Source organism: Pseudomonas sp. NPDC087029 (genome assembly GCF_044745345.1).
GTDB classification, from domain to species: Bacteria; Pseudomonadota; Gammaproteobacteria; order Pseudomonadales; family Pseudomonadaceae; genus Aquipseudomonas; species Aquipseudomonas faucium.
Map to the genome: position 1 here is coordinate 155,658 of NZ_JBIVAB010000006.1, position 15,162 is coordinate 170,819.

The window sequence follows — 15,162 nt, forward strand, 5'->3', positions numbered from 1 at the left end:
CCTGCGGGTGATCAGCGCCTCCAACTCGTCGATGACCAACTCCGACGAGCAGTCCAACCGCACCAACAGTGTCGCCGCCGCCATCAACGAACTGGGCGCCGCCGCCCAGGAGATCGCCGGCAACGCCGCCCAGGCTTCGCAACACGCAACCTCTGCACGCCTGCTGGCCGAGGAAGGGCAGCAGGTGGTCGAGCGCAACATCGCGGCGATGAACCGCTTGTCCGACCTGATCGTCACCTCCAGCGCGCACATCGAGACGCTCAACAGCAAGACCGTCAATATCGGCCAGATTCTCGAGGTGATCACCAGCATTTCCCAGCAGACCAACCTGCTGGCGCTGAACGCCGCGATCGAAGCCGCACGTGCCGGTGAAGCCGGCCGCGGGTTCGCCGTGGTGGCCGATGAAGTGCGCAACCTGGCCCACCGCACCCAGGAATCGGCGCAGCAAGTGCAGAGCATGATCGAAGAGCTGCAGGTCGGCGCCCGCGAGTCGGTCGAGACCATGGGCCAGAGCCAGCGCCACAGCCAGGACAGCGTGCAGATCGCCAACCAGGCCGGTGAACGCCTGGACAGCGTCACCGTGCGCATCGGCGAGATCGACGGCATGAACCAGTCGGTGGCCACGGCCACCGAAGAGCAGACCGCCGTGGTCGACTCGATCAACATGGACATCAACGAAATCAACATGCTCAACCAGGAAGGCGTCGAAAACCTGCAGGCCACCCTGCGCGCGTGCTCCGACCTTGAACAGCAGGCCTCGCGCCTGAAACAGCTGGTCGGCAGCTTCCGCATCTGACCCGCGCTCATCACCGCCAAGCCGGCTCCCCACCCAGCCCTGTGGGAGCCGGCTAGCCGGCGATGGCTGCCCCCCTCCCCCCAACTCAACCCGATCGAACAAACTATCCTTCAGGAAGGTCAACCTTTAGGCGCGTCATCGTCGGCTTTATTACCGCCGCATGACAGACCCGAAGACGATCCCGGAGGGATGCTGATCGTGCACATCGCTGACATCACCATGTTCTATGCCCCCGCCAGCGGCGGCGTACGGACTTATCTTGATGCCAAACACCATCGCCTCGACGCCCTCCAGGGCGTGCGCCACAGCCTGCTGATCCCAGGCCCCAGTGCCCGCCACACCAATGGCGTGTACGAGGTACCGGCCCCGCCCCTGCCCTTTGGCAACGGCTACCGCTTTCCGGTGCGCCTGGGCCCCTGGTGCACGGTGCTGCGCCGCCTCAAGCCCGACCTGATCGAAGTCGGCGACCCCTACCTGACCGCCTGGGCCGCCCTCGAAGCGCGCCGCCAGCTGGACGTGCCGGTGATCGGCTTCTACCACTCCGACTTGCCGCTGCTGGTCAGCAACCGCATGGGCAACTGGTTCACGCCCAATGTCGAAGCCTATGTCAGCAAGCTCTACGGCAATTTCGACCGGGTACTGGCGCCAAGCCAGGTGATGGCCGACAAGCTGCGCCGCCTGGGCGTGCGCGACGTGCATGTGCAGCGCCTGGGCGTGGACCTGGCCACCTTCAACCCGGCACGCCGCGACCCGCAGTTGCGCGCCCAGCTGGGCATCCCCGATACCAGCCGGCTGCTGGTGTTCGCCGGCCGTGGCTCGCGGGAAAAGAACCTGCCGGTGCTGCTCGACTGCATGCAGCACCTGGGGCGCCCCTACCACTTGCTGCTGGTGGGCTCGAACATGCCGGCCAGCGTGCCTGGCAACGTCAGTGTGATCGACCACTTCTGCCCGCTCGAGGAGGTCGCCCGGCTGGTGGCCAGCGCCGACCTGCTGGTGCATGCCGGCGACCAGGAAACCTTCGGCCTGGTGATCCTCGAGGCGATGGCCAGCGCCACGCCGGTGGTGGCGGTACGCGCCGGCGCCTTCAGCGAAATCGTCAACGAACAGTGCGGCCGCCTGTGCAACGCCAACGATGGCCGGGCCATGGCCACGGCGGTGCGCGAAGCGTTCGAAGAGGGGGTGCGCAAGCTCGGTGCCCAGGCTCGCCAGCATGTCGAGCAGCATTACTCGTGGGACAACGTGGTCAGCGGCCTGCTCCAGCATTACCAGGCCGTGCTCGGCCACCAGCCGCAGGTGCGCGCCCATGGCTGAGGCCGAAGGTTCGTCGCGCAGCCTGATGCTGGTGCTGCACGACATCGCCCCGGAAACCTGGCCGGACTACCAGCCATTCGTGCAGGCGGTCGACGAAATGGGCAACGTGCCGATGACCTGGCTGGTGGTGCCGGATTTTCACCACCGCAACCCTCTGGCACGCTCACCGACCTTCTGCCGGCTGCTAGAAAAGCGCCTGGCGCGCGGCGACGAGCTGGCCCTGCATGGCTTCTACCACGCCGACGACGGCCCCACGCCGCGCAGCCTCGGCGAGTACTTCATGCGCCGCCTCTACACCCACGAAGGCGAGTTCTATGCGCTGGACCAGGCCCAGGCGCTGCAGCGCCTGGAACAGGGCCTGGCGTTGTTCGCCCGGCAGGGCTGGCCGGTGGCAGGCTTCGTCGCCCCGGCCTGGCTGATGAGCCAGGGCACGCGCCAGGCCTTGTGCCAATTGCCGCTGCGCTACACCAGCACACCGCAGCATTTGTATCGCCTGCCCGACTTCACCGCCTTCGATGCCCCCGGGCTGGTCTGGAGCGCCCGCAGCGCCTGGCGCCGGGGCCTGTCACGGGTGGTCTGCAACTGGCAGCAGCAACGCTGGCGCGAAGCGGATACCTTGCGCCTCGGGCTGCACCCGGTGGACATGCGCCACCGCTCGTCGCGCAACTACTGGCTGACGACGCTCGAAACCTTGTTGCTGCAAGGCCGTGAACCCTTGACCAAATCGGCCTGGCTGGAGCGCCAGGTGCTCGCATGAATCGCCTGACCTGGCTGGGCCTGGCCCTGCTCTGCGCCCTGCTGGTGCCGGCCTTGCTCGGCGGCAGCGAGCTGCTGCCAAGGCTGCAGGCCTTTGACCCCGGCCTGATGCTCACCCTGCTCGGGATGATCCTGCTGTGCTGGGTGATCAACGCCTTGCGCCTGCGCCTGCTGCTCGGCCAGCACGGGGCCAAACTTGGCCACGTGCGCAGCCTTGGCGTGGTGATGGCTACCGAATTCGCCATCTGCACCACGCCCGGTGGCAGCGGTGGGCCGTTGACGCTGATGGCCTTGCTCGCCCGCGACCGCATTGGCCCGGCCCGCAGTGGCGCGGTGTTCGCCATGGACCAGCTGAACGACTTGCTGTTCTTCTTCTGCGCGATGCTGGCCATCGCCGGCTATGCCCTGTTCCACAGCCTGGGGCGCAGCCAGGAAAGCCTGTTGCTGGGCAGCGCCTTGCTGCTGAGCTGCGCACTGGCGGTGGTCGTGGCGTTGCTGCGCTATCGGCGCCAGCTGATGCGTTGCAATGGCCGGCTGCTGCAGCGCCTGGGCGTGGCCCCACGGCGCAAGCGGCGCTGGGCGCGCAAGTTCTTGCACTTCGTCGCCGCCCTGGCCCAGACCTGGCGGCTGCCCAAGCGCACCTTGGCGCTGGTGTTCACCCTCACCTGTGCGCACTGGAGCCTGCGCTACAGCGTGCTGTACCTGGTGTTGAGGGGGTTGGGCGTGGAGCTGTCGTGGGTGCCGAGCTTCCTGGTGCAGATGCTGTCGCTCAGCGCCGGGCAGTTCAGCCTGATGCCGGGCGGTGCCGGGGCTGCCGAACTGACGTCGGCGAGCCTCTTGGCGCCGATGGTCGGCAGCTCGACAGCCGCAGCGGCGATCCTGATCTGGCGGGCGGTTACCTACTATTTTTATCTGCTGGCGGGCGGGCCGGTGTTCGTCTACCTGCTGGCGCGTCCGTTGCTGGAGCGCTGGCGGGGTCAGGCGGGTTGAGCTGGCGCCAGAGTTCGGCGGCGCCTGGGAAGTCGGTGCCGTCGTCGTCATCGAGGGCGTCGGGGTCGTAGCGCGCGAGGCAGCCTTCACCGAGGGTGGGGGGAGGTGTGGCAGCGGGCTTGTTGCGGGAATTCGCCAAGGGGACTCCTCGGGGCGCTGTGCGCCCCAATCGCCGGCAAGCCGGCTCCCACAGAAGACTTGTGCAGTAACGGTGGGAGCCGGCTTGCCGGCGATTGGGCGGCGAAGCGGCCCTATGCTCGAATCAGTCGAACACCACGGTCTTGTTGCCGTGCACCAGCACGCGGTCTTCCAGGTGATAACGCAGGCCGCGGGCCAACACCATCTTCTCGACATCGCGGCCGAAGCGGACCATGTCCTCGATGCTGTCGGCGTGGCTGACGCGCACCACGTCCTGCTCGATGATCGGGCCGGCATCCAGCTCTTCGGTCACGTAGTGACAGGTGGCGCCGATCAGTTTCACGCCGCGCAGGGCAGCCTGGTGATAAGGCTTGGCGCCGACGAACGAAGGCAGGAAGCTGTGGTGGATGTTGATGACCTTTTCGGCGTAATCCTGGCACAGCTGCGGCGGCAGGATCTGCATGTAGCGCGCCAGCACCACCACATCGGCGGCATGCTCCTGGACCAGGCGCGACACTTCGGCAAACGCCGGCGCCTTGTCTTTGGGGTCGACCGGTACATGGAAGAACGGAATGCCATGCCACTCGACCATGCTGCGCAGGTCGTTGTGGTTGGAAATCACGCAAGGAATCTCGCAATCCAGCTCGTCGGTGTGCCACCGGTGCAGCAGGTCGGCCAGGCAATGCGATTCACGGCTGGCCATCAGCACCACGCGCTTCTTCTGCGCAGAATCGGTAACACGCCAAGTCATGGAGAACTCTTCGGCGATCGGCGCGAAGGCTTCGCGGAAGGCCTCGATACCGAACGGCAACGATTCGGCGCGAATTTCATGGCGCATGAAGAACCAACCACTCTGTTCATCGGAGTGGTGGCTGGCTTCGTTGATCCAGCCATTGTAAAGGGCCAGGAAATTACTGACTTTCGCCACGATGCCAACACGGTCGGGGCAGGCGATCACCAGACGATAGGTGCGCATGAATAAGACTCCAGAACTTCGCAAAGGCGCTCATTCTAGCGGCCCGGCCCAAAAAACGCAGTAAGCATTGCACCGACCGGTAACCCGGCTTGGCCGATGCGCCCCCTTGCGCCCGCTATCAAGTGGCTTGCGCACATGCCCGGGCAATTGACCAGGCTTATGTAAAAATTTCTTAATGTTGAGATAATTTGTCACAGGGTAATTAACAGTTCGGCCGGGTATTAATATGTTTACTTGAGTGTATGGCCTGTCTATTATTGCCCCACACATTTCTGAACACGCATTAAGGAACACTCCATGTCCCTGATCAACGAGTACCGCGCTACCGAAGAAGCCATCAAGGAACTTCAGGCCCGCCTGGCCAACCTGTCGCAGGATGACAAGCTGAAAAAAGAACTGGAGTTCGAAGGCAAACTGCGCACGCTGATGGGTGAATACTCCAAGTCGCTGCGTGATGTCATCGCCCTGCTCGACCCAGAGTCGAAACTGAGCAAAGCCCCGCGTGGCGCAGTCAAGACCACCGGCACCAAGCGTGCTCGCAAGGTCAAGCAATACAAGAACCCGCACAACGGTGAAGTGATCGAAACCAAAGGCGGCAACCACAAGACCCTGAAAGAATGGAAAGCCAAGTGGGGTGGTGATGTGGTTGAAGGCTGGGCAACCCTGCTGGACTGATAGTCCGCACTCGCCCAGTTTGTTGAAATGAAAAACGCCGGCACGCTGCCGGCGTTTTTCGTTTGTGCCTCAATGGTTGATGGCAAATTGTTCCGACAACCTGCGGGCATGCACTTGCCAGGCGTCCAGCACCCGGCGCCCGGCCTCGTCGGCATCGGCCCAGGCGCTCTGCCGGGCCTGCTCGAAGTCGCCCAGGGTATTGGGCGCGCCCCACACAGGGTCACTCAAGCGCTGCTGGCAGAATGCATGCCAACGCTGGCGCTCGTCGCTGTTCAAGGTCTCGGGGAAGTTTCGAGCGCGGTAACGGAACAGCAACTCAGGCATGCGCGGGTCGTCGAACATCCAATGGCCATGCGCCAATTGTGCAGGGTCCAGTGTGCGAACTTGCTCGCACAGGCGCCGGTCCCGGTCGCCGAGAAATCCGTCATACAATTGCTGTTCAGGGTCTTCATTCGGGGCAAACTCTTCCTGCCCATAAATATGTGCCAGCTTGTCTTGCCACGCCTCTTGTTGATTGGCCAGCGCTTCACCACGTGCCTGCAACTGCGGCAAGTCGATACCCAGCCGTTGCTGATCCACCGGGCGCAATACCGACAACGGCGCCAGCACCGGGCAACGGTTGATCTGCACCAACTTGAGCGGCACCGGTAATTGCCCTTCTGCCAATTGGTCATGCCGCGTATACAAGCGCTGACGAAGTACCTCGGCACTTTCCCTTAATAACGGTAGGGTTTCCTGATGCAGGTCGCACACAATCAGTGCATTGCGATTACGCGGGTGCCAGGCCAGGGGCAAGACCACACCCAGGTAATGACGCGCCGCCGAAAAGCGCCCGGAAATATGCACCAGCGGTTGCAACAAACGCACCTGCTCCATCACTTTGTGTTTGCTGCGCAACTGGAACAACCATTCATACAGTTTGGGTTGTTTTTGCCGTATCAAGCGCGCCAGGGCGATGGTTGCCCGCACGTCGGAAAGCGCTTCGTGCGCATGCCCGTGGTCGATGCCGTTGGCCTTGCTCAGCAACTCCAGGCGCAGGCTGGTGCGGCCATCCTGTTGCGGCCATTCGATACCTTCCGGGCGAAGCGCATAGGCCGTGCGCACCACATCGATCAAATCCCAGCGGCTGTTGCCGCCCTGCCATTCGCGGGCATAGGGGTCGAAGAAGTTGCGATAGAGGCTGTAGCGGGTCACTTCGTCGTCGAAGCGCAAGGTGTTGTAACCCGCGCTGCAGGTGCCTGGGCGCGCCAGTTGCTCATGCACGCGGGTCATGAACTCGGCTTCGCACAAGCCTTGGGTGGCCAGTTGCTGCGGGGTGATGCCGGTCACCAGGCAAGCGGCCGGGTGCGGCAGGATGTCGTCGGAGGGGCGGCAATAAAGGTTGATCGGCGCCTCGATCTCGTTGAGGTCGAAATCGGTGCGCACGCCAGCCACCTGCAGCGGCCGGTCGCAGCGCGGGTTGATGCCGGTGGTTTCGTAGTCGTGCCAGAAAATGCTGGAAGTCACGGGGTCATCCTGAAGCGAGGTTGACCCGATTCTAGCGGACCACGCCTCAGACGGAAGCGTTGGCCGGGAGGAAACTGAAATAGTCACGCAGCGAGCGCACGAAGTCATCGTACTCGCGCGGCGCCTGCAGCAGCATGAAGCCCGAATCGTAATGGCCCGGCGTCTGGTCTTCGCGGCACCACAGGCAACTGGCGGTCAGGTTGATGAACTGCAAGCCGCCACCGGCCAGCGGCACGCGCAGCTGCAGTTCGTAATCCGGCCCGACCAGCACAGGCAATTGGCTGATCACCATCAGCCCGTCTTCGGAGGCATTACCCAACTGGCCGATCGGCTGATCGGTGAAGCGATTGAACACCCTCAGCGCGCAGGGCAGTTGATGGCGTTCGATGTGGCGCTTGTTGAACATGGTCACAAGTGCAGTCCGTACCCGATGCCAGGAATGCAAGGTACTGGCGATTGTTGTAACAACTTAGTTACAGGTTAACGCAGCTCGCCGTGCAAATCCCATGAATTTATCGACACCTTGGTGTTAACGCCAAGGAGAGGTATTCACAGGGCTGGCCACCGCCGTCTGGCCGCTGCGGTAGTGGCCCAGCTTCTCCAGGGTCTGCAGGCGCGCCTTGGCGCGGAAGGCGTATTCGTTGTTCGGATACTGCTGAATCAGGTACTCGTAGGTCTGCGCAGCATCCACGTACAGCTGCTGGCGTTCCAGGCACTGGCCACGCAGCAGCGACACTTCCGGGTGGATGAACGGGCGGGCGCGGCTGGTGCGGTCGACCTGCGACAACTCCAGCATGACCTTCTGGCAATCGCCCCGGTCGTAGGCGCGGTAGGCGTTGTTCAGGTGATGGTCCATGGACCAGCGGGTGCAGCCGACGGTGCTGGCCGCCGCCAGGGCTAAAACGATGAGGGCTCGCATGGGGGATCTCCTTTGATACCAGTGTATCGGCCTTTGCCCGCAAATCTTCACAGCCTTTTGCCAGGATACCTTGCCCGTTCATATGCCACCCTGCGTGCCTTGCAGGTAGTGCAACGGAACAATGACTACAGCGCGATTCAGGAGTAGCCTTTCGCTGCGCTTCACTATAGGAGTCTGTGCATGACCATCCGCCGTACCAAAATCGTCGCCACCCTTGGCCCCGCCAGCAATTCGCCGGAAGTGATCGAACAGCTGATCCTCGCCGGCCTGGACGTGGCACGCCTGAACTTTTCCCACGGCACTCCGGACGAGCACAAGGCGCGCGCCCGCCTGATCCGTGACATCGCCGCCAAGAACGGCCGCCATGTCGCGCTGCTGGGTGACCTGCAGGGTCCGAAGATCCGCATCGCCAAGTTCGCCAACAAGCGCATCGAATTGAAGATCGGTGACAAGTTCACCTTCTCCACCGCCCACCCGCTGACCGAAGGCAACCAGGACATCGTCGGTATCGACTACCCCGACCTGGTCAAGGACTGCGGCGTCGGTGACGAACTGCTGCTCGACGATGGCCGCGTGGTCATGCGCGTCGAGACCGCCACCGCAGATGCCCTGCACTGCGTGGTGATCATCGGTGGCCCGCTGTCGGACCACAAAGGCATCAACCGCAAAGGTGGCGGCCTGACCGCACCGGCCCTGACCGAAAAAGACAAGGCCGACATCAAGCTGGCCGCGGAAATGGACCTGGACTACCTGGCCGTGTCCTTCCCGCGTGACGCCAGCGACATGGAATACGCCCGCAAGCTGCGCGACGAGTCCGGCGGCAGCGCCTGGCTGGTGGCCAAGATCGAGCGCGCCGAAGCCGTTGCCGACGACGAGACCCTGGACAAGCTGATCGCCGCCTCCGACGCGGTGATGGTTGCCCGTGGCGACCTGGGTGTGGAAATCGGCGATGCCGAGCTGATCGCCATCCAGAAGAAGATCATCCAGCACGCCCGCCGCAACAACAAGGCGGTGATCGTGGCGACCCAGATGATGGAGTCGATGATCCAGAACCCGATGCCGACCCGCGCCGAAGTGTCCGACGTGGCCAACGCCGTCTTGGACAACACCGATGCGGTGATGCTGTCGGCCGAAAGCGCCGCCGGTTCCTACCCGATCGAAGCGGTTCAGGCCATGGCCCGCATCTGCCTGGGCGCCGAGAAGCACCCGACCAGCCAGAAGTCCAGCCACCGCCTGCACACCACCTTCGAGCGCTGCGACGAAAGCATCGCCCTGGCGGCCATGTACACCGCCAACCACTTCCCGGGCGTGAAGGCGATCATCGCCCTGACCGAAAGTGGCTACACCCCGCTGATCATGTCGCGCCTGCGTTCGCACGTGCCGATCTACGCGCTGTCGCCGCACCGCGCTACCCAGGCTCGCGCCTCGATGTTCCGCGGCGTCTACCCGATCGCCTTCGACCCGGCCTCGCTGCCGGCCGACAAGGTGAGCCAGGCGGCGGTCGACGAGCTGCTCAAGCGTGGGCTGGTGGAGCAAGGTGACTGGGTGATCCTGACCAAGGGTGACAGCTACCACACCATCGGTGGCACCAACGGCATGAAGATCCTGCATGTCGGTGACCCGCTGGTTGGGTGATAGCCCCGGGGGCCGCTTTGCGGCCCTTTCGCGACACAAGGCCGCTCCTACAGGAGATCGCATTCACCTGTAGGAGCGGCCTTGTGTCGCGAAAGGAGGGCAAAGCCCTCCCTGCTCACTCAAGCATGCTCCACGAACACATCGGCAAACACCTGCCCCCGCGGCACCCCCGCAATGAATAGCCGCCGCGCAAACCGCTCCACACTCCCCGGCGAGCCACACAGCAGCGCAACGGTCTGCCGTGATGACGGCCGCAACCCCGCCAGCGCATCTTCGAGCTGATCGACCAGCACCGGCTCGACCCTCACCCCTTCAATTTCCGCCAGCGGCCCGGCCAGATAATGCCCGGCGTGCTCGTGCGCCACATGCATCACCCTGATCTCGCCCTGATGCCCCTGGCGCAGCGCCTCGCGCAAGATGCCCCACAACGGCGCCAGCCCGGTGCCGGCCGCCAGCAGCCACAAGGGCCGTGCGTGCCAGTCCGGGTCGTAATGCAGCGCCCCGCCCCTGAGCTCGCCCAGGCGCAAGGTATCGCCCAGCTGCAACCCCCGCGCCTTGTCGCTGAAGGCACCGGGCCGGCGGCAGTCGATATGGAATTCGAGAAAGTCATCCTCGCCCGGCAGGCTCGCCAGGGAATAAGGCCGCGCCACCGACCCGCTCCACAGCACCAGGTGCTGGCCAGCCTGGTAACGCAGCGCACGCGCAGGCTGCAGGCGCAGGCGCAGCACATCGCCATACCAGTCCAGCGCACGGACCTGGGCGGCAATGCCGTCCTGCAGCGGGTCGAACACCGCCACGCGCAAGTCGTCCACCACCCGGCACTGGCACGCCAGGCGCCAGCCCTGTGCGTGCTTTTCCAGGGCCAGGGCCTCGGGCAAGGCATCCGCCGGCTGGCCGTCCAGGCAATGCACCAAACAGGCATGGCAGCTGCCGGCGCGGCAACTGTAGGGCACGTTCAGCCCGGCCTCGTTCAGGGCATCGAGCAGGTTGCTGCCGGTGGGCACCGTCCAGCGGCGCTCGCCCACGCATAGTTCGGGCATGGTCGGTGTTTCTCCATATGACTGCGGCTCACTGTAAGCCAAGCGCTCGATGGCAGCAAAAAGGATGCCCGCCGGTGGCCGACCATGGTCCAGACCGGCCGCAGGTGTGCCCGGCACCGATGCGCGCTATACTGCCGCGCCTTTTTCCGTCGGCCTGACCTGCCGGCGCCTTGCAAGGCGCTTCGACACGCTGGTCGGCATTGTCGAGCGTCTTTTTGAATGTTCCCGTCTTTAAGAGGAGCGCGCTGCATGACCGTGATCAAGCAAGACGACCTGATTCAGAGCGTCGCCGACGCCCTGCAATTCATCTCGTACTACCACCCCGTCGATTTCATCCAGGCGATGCACGAGGCCTACCTGCGCGAAGAGTCGCCAGCGGCACGTGACTCGATCGCCCAGATCCTGATCAACTCGCGCATGTGCGCCACCGGCCACCGCCCGATCTGCCAGGACACCGGTATCGTCACCGTGTTCGTGCGCGTGGGCATGGACGTGCGCTGGGACGGCGCCACCCTGAGCGTCGACGACATGATCAACGAGGGTGTGCGTCGCGCCTACAACCTGCCTGAAAACGTCCTGCGTGCCTCGATCCTGGCCGACCCGGCCGGTGCCCGCAAGAACACCAAGGACAACACCCCGGCCGTCATCCACTACTCGATCGTCCCTGGCGACAAGGTCGAAGTCGATGTTGCAGCCAAGGGCGGCGGCTCCGAGAACAAGTCGAAGATGGCCATGCTCAACCCGTCCGACTCGATCGTCGACTGGGTGCTGAAGACCGTGCCGACCATGGGCGCTGGCTGGTGCCCGCCTGGCATGCTCGGCATCGGTATCGGCGGCACCGCCGAGAAGGCTGCGGTGATGGCCAAGGAAGTGTTGATGGAATCCATCGACATCCACGAGCTGAAGGCCCGCGGCCCGCAGAACCGCATCGAAGAGATCCGCCTGGAGCTGTTCGAGAAGGTCAACCAGCTGGGCATCGGCGCCCAGGGCCTGGGCGGCCTGACCACCGTGCTCGACGTCAAGATCATGGACTACCCGACCCACGCCGCCTCGCTGCCGGTGTGCATGATCCCCAACTGCGCCGCCACCCGCCACGCGCACTTCGTGCTCGATGGCTCCGGCCCGGCCGAGCTGGAAGCGCCGTCGCTGGACGCCTACCCGGAAATCGTCTGGGAAGCTGGCCCGAGCGCCCGTCGCGTCAACCTCGATGCCATCACCCCGGAAGAAGTCGCCAGCTGGAAGCCGGGCGAGACCATCCTGCTCAACGGCAAGATGCTCACTGGCCGCGACGCTGCGCACAAGCGCATGGTCGAGATGCTCAACCGTGGCGAAGAACTGCCGGTCGACCTCAAGGGCCGCTTCATCTACTACGTCGGCCCGGTCGACCCGGTCGGTGACGAAGTGGTAGGCCCAGCCGGCCCGACCACCGCCACCCGCATGGACAAGTTCACCCGCCAGATCCTCGAGCAGACCGGCCTGCTGGGCATGATCGGCAAGTCCGAGCGTGGCCCGACCGCCATCGAGGCGATCAAGGACAACAAGGCCGTGTACCTGATGGCCGTCGGCGGCGCTGCCTACCTGGTGGCCCAGGCGATCCGCAAGTCCAAGGTCCTGGCCTTCGCCGAACTGGGCATGGAAGCGATCTACGAGTTCGAAGTGAAAGACATGCCGGTGACTGTCGCGGTCGACAGCAACGGTGAGTCGGTGCACATCACTGGCCCTGCCCTGTGGCAGAGCAAGATTGCCCAGAGCCTGGCAGTCGAAGTGAAGTAAACCTGATGTAACAGCGGCGGCCCCTTCGCGGGGCAAGCCCGCTCCCACAGGTACGACATCGAACCTGTGGGCGCGGGCTTGCCCCGTGAAGGGGCCGCCGTCGTTTCAGCGCATCAGATCGGCAACGCCTTGACCCAGAACGCCATGATCTTCTCCGAACTTTCCTGCTCGCCCAGGTCGCGCCAGGCGCTGTGGGTACGCAGTGACGGATCATGCAGGAAGCCACGGTTGCGCCAAAAACCATGCAACGGCTTGTACTGCGCCGGCCGCAGCGGGTGCCCGCCGGGCCGCTCCACCGCACAGAACGCGCAGTAATCGAACTCGGCAAGCTTGTGGGCATAGGACTCGCGCTCGATGAAAAAGCGCACGCCCAGGCCCTGCCCCCGGTATGCCGGCAACAGCAGTGACTCACCGAAGTAATAGACGCAGGCGGGGTCGCGCCCCTGGGCCAGGAAGGGCTGCTGGAATTCAGGCGCCACGTCCAGCAGCGGCACAGCCGTGCTGGCACCCACCACCTGGCCTTGGTCCAGCGCCAGCACCACCAGGCTGCGCCCGGAGCGCACGTAGCTTGCCAGGTAGTTGGCTTCGCACTCCGGGGTACTGTCGTAGAGGTAGGGAAACTCGCGAAACACGGTCAGGCGCAGGCGAGCGAGGTCATCGAGGTAAGGCGCGATAGCGGCGCCGTGCAACAGGCGTATTTCCATGCTGGGCGGTCGTTCTGTCGAGGTGGATGACGCGTTCGGCTAAGCCGGGCTTGAGGGCAAACCCTATCATCCGAGCCAACGCCCCGCCTTTTCCCAACACGACAGGTACTGTTCCATCACCGCTACCAAGCAGGCCTGCCCCGCGCAGAGGCGCGGTCAGGAAATACGCGTGCCCAGCACCTTCAGAAACGCCGCCAACCAGGCCGGATGCGCAGGCCACGCCGGCGCCGTCACCAGGTTGCCGTCCACGTGCGCCTGGTCCACGGCGATGTCGATGAACTTGCCACCCGCCAGCCGCACCTCCGGCGCACAGGCCGGGTACGCACTGCACTCGCGCCCTTCCAGCACCCCGGCCGCCGCCAGCAGCTGCGCCCCGTGGCACACCGCGGCAATCGGCTTGCCGGCCTGGTCGAAGGCCTTGACCAGCGCCAGCACCTTCTCGTCCAGGCGCAGGTACTCCGGCGCACGCCCACCCGGAATCAGCAGCGCGTCGTAGCTCTCGGCACGCACCCGGACGAAGTCGTAGTTCAGGGCAAAGTTGTGCCCTGGCTTCTCGCTGTAGGTCTGCTCACCCTCGAAGTCGTGGATCGCCGTGCGCACGGTCTGGCCCGCGACCTTTTCCGGGCACACCGCATGCACCGTGTGGCCCACCATGGTCAATGCCTGGAACGGCACCATCGCCTCGTAATCCTCGACGTAGTCGCCCACCAGCATGAGAATCTTCTTCGCCGTCATCGCAGTCACCCTTGGATTACTTTTGGACAGTCACTGCACGATAGTCGCTGTCAGTCACGTCGGTCGAGCAAATTGACCACCAGCCGGTCCAGCCAGCCCCATATCCGCTGCTTGACCCGGCGCCAGAGCGGGCGGGCATTCCAGTGGTCGAGGTCGACCACCTCGCTCAAGGCGAAATCGCGCTCGAAGCTGGCCTGCACGGCGGCGGTCAGCGGCGGGTCGAGCGCCTCGATGTTGGCCTCCAGGTTGAAGCGCAGGTTCCAGTGGTCGAAGTTGCACGAGCCGATGCTGACCCAGTCGTCGATCAGCACCATCTTCAGGTGCAAGAAGCACGGCTGGTATTCGTAGATGCGCACCCCGGCGCGCAGCAGGCGCGGGTAATAGCGGTGCCCGGCGTAACGCACCGAAGGGTGATCGGTACGCGGCCCGGTCAGCAGCAGGCGCACATCGACGCCCTTGCTGGCGGCGCGGCGCAGGGAGCGGCGCACGCTCCAGGTCGGCAGGAAGTACGGCGTGGCCAGCCACACCCGCTGCTTGCCGCTGTTCAGCCCGCGCACCAGCGAATGCAGGATGTCCTGGTGCTGGCGGGCGTCGGCATAGGCCACCCGGCCCATGCCCTGGCCCTGCGCTGGCACCTTGGGCAGGCGCGGCAGGCCGAAGCCCTCGGCCGGGCGCCAGGCGGTGCGGCGGTTGTTGGCGTGCCACTGGCGGTCGAACAGCAACTGCCAGTCGCTGACCACCGCCCCCTGCATCTGCACCATCACTTCATGCCACTCGCTGGCCGCCTCGCCGGGCGTCCAGAACTCGTCGGTGACCCCGGTGCCGCCCACCACCGCCCAGCGCTCGTCGACCAGCAGCAGTTTGCGATGGTCGCGGTAGAGGTTGCGAAAACCACGCTTCCAGCGCAGGCGGTTGTACCAGCGCAGCAGCACCCCGGCCTCCAGCAGGCGCTGGCGCAGCGCCGTGGTAAAGGCCAGCGAGCCATAGTCGTCGAACAGGCAGCGCACCCGCACGCCGCGCCGCGCCGCCTGCTCCAGCACCTCGACCACCGCCTCGGCGCAGGCCCCGGCCTCGACCAGGTACAACTCCAGGTCGACCTGGTACTGGGCCTGCGCAATCGCCTGGAGCATGCGCGGAAAGAACTCGGGGCCGTCGATCAGCAGTTCGAACTGGTTGCCATCGCGCCAGGGGAAGACCGGCCCCGGCAT

At 64.7% G+C, this 15,162-nt stretch carries 15 protein-coding genes; 7 read left to right on the top strand and 8 right to left on the bottom strand.

The window, feature by feature from the left end; all coding sequences use genetic code 11:
- Window positions 1–31 precede the first annotated feature (31 nt).
- From ACIPG5_RS12835 to ACIPG5_RS12850, 4 genes are all read left to right on the top strand, one after another.
- Complete coding sequence (locus tag ACIPG5_RS12835) at window positions 32–796, top strand: methyl-accepting chemotaxis protein (RefSeq protein WP_371871925.1); 765 nt, start codon at window positions 32–34, stop codon at window positions 794–796.
- Window positions 797–985: 189 nt separating this feature from the next.
- On the top strand, window positions 986–2,107 hold the full coding sequence (locus ACIPG5_RS12840) for a glycosyltransferase family 1 protein (RefSeq protein WP_176511879.1): 1,122 nt from the start codon (window positions 986–988) through the stop codon (window positions 2,105–2,107).
- A complete protein-coding gene (locus ACIPG5_RS12845; RefSeq protein ID WP_176511880.1) occupies window positions 2,100–2,864 on the top strand; it encodes a DUF2334 domain-containing protein in 765 nt (254 codons plus the stop codon). The genes ACIPG5_RS12840 and ACIPG5_RS12845 overlap by 8 nt, the downstream gene beginning before the upstream one ends.
- Window positions 2,861–3,853: a lysylphosphatidylglycerol synthase transmembrane domain-containing protein gene (locus ACIPG5_RS12850; RefSeq protein ID WP_401375404.1), complete on the top strand. Its 993-nt coding sequence runs from the start codon at window positions 2,861–2,863 to the stop codon at window positions 3,851–3,853. Before ACIPG5_RS12845 ends, ACIPG5_RS12850 begins: the two co-directional genes overlap by 4 nt.
- Before the next feature lie 262 nt (window positions 3,854–4,115).
- On the opposite strand, the gene purU is transcribed toward ACIPG5_RS12850, so the two are convergent.
- Window positions 4,116–4,967, bottom strand: a complete 852-nt coding sequence (gene purU / locus ACIPG5_RS12855) for a formyltetrahydrofolate deformylase (RefSeq protein WP_008097675.1) — start codon at window positions 4,965–4,967, stop codon at window positions 4,116–4,118.
- Between the two features lie 297 nt (window positions 4,968–5,264).
- Between purU and mvaT the strand changes: the two genes are divergently transcribed.
- Window positions 5,265–5,642: a histone-like nucleoid-structuring protein MvaT gene (mvaT, locus tag ACIPG5_RS12860; RefSeq protein WP_176511882.1), complete on the top strand. Its 378-nt coding sequence runs from the start codon at window positions 5,265–5,267 to the stop codon at window positions 5,640–5,642.
- A 69-nt stretch (window positions 5,643–5,711) separates the two neighbouring features.
- Here mvaT and sbcB read toward each other — a convergent pair whose 3' ends face one another.
- The 3 genes from sbcB to ACIPG5_RS12875 form a co-directional block, all read right to left on the bottom strand.
- The gene (gene sbcB / locus ACIPG5_RS12865) at window positions 5,712–7,148 is read right to left on the bottom strand and encodes an exodeoxyribonuclease I (RefSeq protein WP_401375408.1); all 1,437 of its coding nucleotides are present in this window, start codon (window positions 7,146–7,148) and stop codon (window positions 5,712–5,714) included.
- A gap of 46 nt (window positions 7,149–7,194) precedes the next feature.
- On the bottom strand, window positions 7,195–7,554 hold the full coding sequence (locus ACIPG5_RS12870) for a PilZ domain-containing protein (protein ID WP_176511909.1): 360 nt from the start codon (window positions 7,552–7,554) through the stop codon (window positions 7,195–7,197).
- Window positions 7,555–7,677: 123 nt separating this feature from the next.
- On the bottom strand, window positions 7,678–8,067 hold the full coding sequence (locus tag ACIPG5_RS12875; RefSeq protein WP_176511884.1) for a tol-pal system YbgF family protein: 390 nt from the start codon (window positions 8,065–8,067) through the stop codon (window positions 7,678–7,680).
- 180 nt (window positions 8,068–8,247) lie between these two features.
- Between ACIPG5_RS12875 and pyk the strand changes: the two genes are divergently transcribed.
- Window positions 8,248–9,702, top strand: coding sequence for a pyruvate kinase (gene pyk / locus ACIPG5_RS12880; RefSeq protein ID WP_176511885.1), 1,455 nt, complete (start codon window positions 8,248–8,250; stop codon window positions 9,700–9,702).
- 119 nt (window positions 9,703–9,821) lie between these two features.
- Here pyk and ACIPG5_RS12885 read toward each other — a convergent pair whose 3' ends face one another.
- Window positions 9,822–10,742, bottom strand: coding sequence for an iron-sulfur-binding ferredoxin reductase (locus ACIPG5_RS12885; protein WP_401375413.1), 921 nt, complete (start codon window positions 10,740–10,742; stop codon window positions 9,822–9,824).
- Between the two features lie 249 nt (window positions 10,743–10,991).
- Between ACIPG5_RS12885 and ACIPG5_RS12890 the strand changes: the two genes are divergently transcribed.
- Window positions 10,992–12,515, top strand: coding sequence for a fumarate hydratase (locus ACIPG5_RS12890; RefSeq protein ID WP_236235213.1), 1,524 nt, complete (start codon window positions 10,992–10,994; stop codon window positions 12,513–12,515).
- A gap of 113 nt (window positions 12,516–12,628) precedes the next feature.
- Here ACIPG5_RS12890 and ACIPG5_RS12895 read toward each other — a convergent pair whose 3' ends face one another.
- The 3 genes from ACIPG5_RS12895 to ACIPG5_RS12905 all read right to left on the bottom strand — a co-directional run bounded on the left by ACIPG5_RS12895 (window position 12,629) and on the right by ACIPG5_RS12905 (window position 15,162).
- Window positions 12,629–13,219, bottom strand: coding sequence for a GNAT family acetyltransferase (locus ACIPG5_RS12895; RefSeq protein WP_176511888.1), 591 nt, complete (start codon window positions 13,217–13,219; stop codon window positions 12,629–12,631).
- Window positions 13,220–13,375: 156 nt separating this feature from the next.
- The gene (locus ACIPG5_RS12900) at window positions 13,376–13,954 is read right to left on the bottom strand and encodes a DJ-1/PfpI family protein (protein ID WP_176511889.1); all 579 of its coding nucleotides are present in this window, start codon (window positions 13,952–13,954) and stop codon (window positions 13,376–13,378) included.
- A gap of 50 nt (window positions 13,955–14,004) precedes the next feature.
- Window positions 14,005–15,162 carry a phosphatidylserine/phosphatidylglycerophosphate/cardiolipin synthase family protein gene (locus ACIPG5_RS12905; RefSeq protein WP_176511890.1) on the bottom strand — a complete coding sequence of 386 codons (1,158 nt, stop codon included), beginning with the start codon at window positions 15,160–15,162 and terminating at the stop codon, window positions 14,005–14,007.

Excerpts from the sequence above, each read along its gene's own strand:
- ACIPG5_RS12835 (WP_371871925.1), top strand. The coding sequence starts at position 32 with ATGACCAACTCCGACGAGCAGTCCAACCGCACCAACAGTGTCGCCGCC.
- ACIPG5_RS12890 (WP_236235213.1), top strand. The coding sequence starts at position 10,992 with ATGACCGTGATCAAGCAAGACGACCTGATTCAGAGCGTCGCCGACGCC.
- ACIPG5_RS12900 (WP_176511889.1), bottom strand. The coding sequence starts at position 13,954 with ATGACGGCGAAGAAGATTCTCATGCTGGTGGGCGACTACGTCGAGGAT.
- ACIPG5_RS12850 (WP_401375404.1), top strand. The coding sequence starts at position 2,861 with ATGAATCGCCTGACCTGGCTGGGCCTGGCCCTGCTCTGCGCCCTGCTG.
- mvaT (WP_176511882.1), top strand. The coding sequence starts at position 5,265 with ATGTCCCTGATCAACGAGTACCGCGCTACCGAAGAAGCCATCAAGGAA.
- ACIPG5_RS12840 (WP_176511879.1), top strand. The coding sequence starts at position 986 with ATGCTGATCGTGCACATCGCTGACATCACCATGTTCTATGCCCCCGCC.
- purU (WP_008097675.1), bottom strand. The coding sequence starts at position 4,967 with ATGCGCACCTATCGTCTGGTGATCGCCTGCCCCGACCGTGTTGGCATC.
- ACIPG5_RS12845 (WP_176511880.1), top strand. The coding sequence starts at position 2,100 with ATGGCTGAGGCCGAAGGTTCGTCGCGCAGCCTGATGCTGGTGCTGCAC.
- pyk (WP_176511885.1), top strand. The coding sequence starts at position 8,248 with ATGACCATCCGCCGTACCAAAATCGTCGCCACCCTTGGCCCCGCCAGC.
- ACIPG5_RS12885 (WP_401375413.1), bottom strand. The coding sequence starts at position 10,742 with ATGCCCGAACTATGCGTGGGCGAGCGCCGCTGGACGGTGCCCACCGGC.
- ACIPG5_RS12870 (WP_176511909.1), bottom strand. The coding sequence starts at position 7,554 with ATGTTCAACAAGCGCCACATCGAACGCCATCAACTGCCCTGCGCGCTG.
- ACIPG5_RS12895 (WP_176511888.1), bottom strand. The coding sequence starts at position 13,219 with ATGGAAATACGCCTGTTGCACGGCGCCGCTATCGCGCCTTACCTCGAT.
- ACIPG5_RS12905 (WP_176511890.1), bottom strand. The coding sequence starts at position 15,162 with ATGCCGGGGCCGGTCTTCCCCTGGCGCGATGGCAACCAGTTCGAACTG.
- ACIPG5_RS12875 (WP_176511884.1), bottom strand. The coding sequence starts at position 8,067 with ATGCGAGCCCTCATCGTTTTAGCCCTGGCGGCGGCCAGCACCGTCGGC.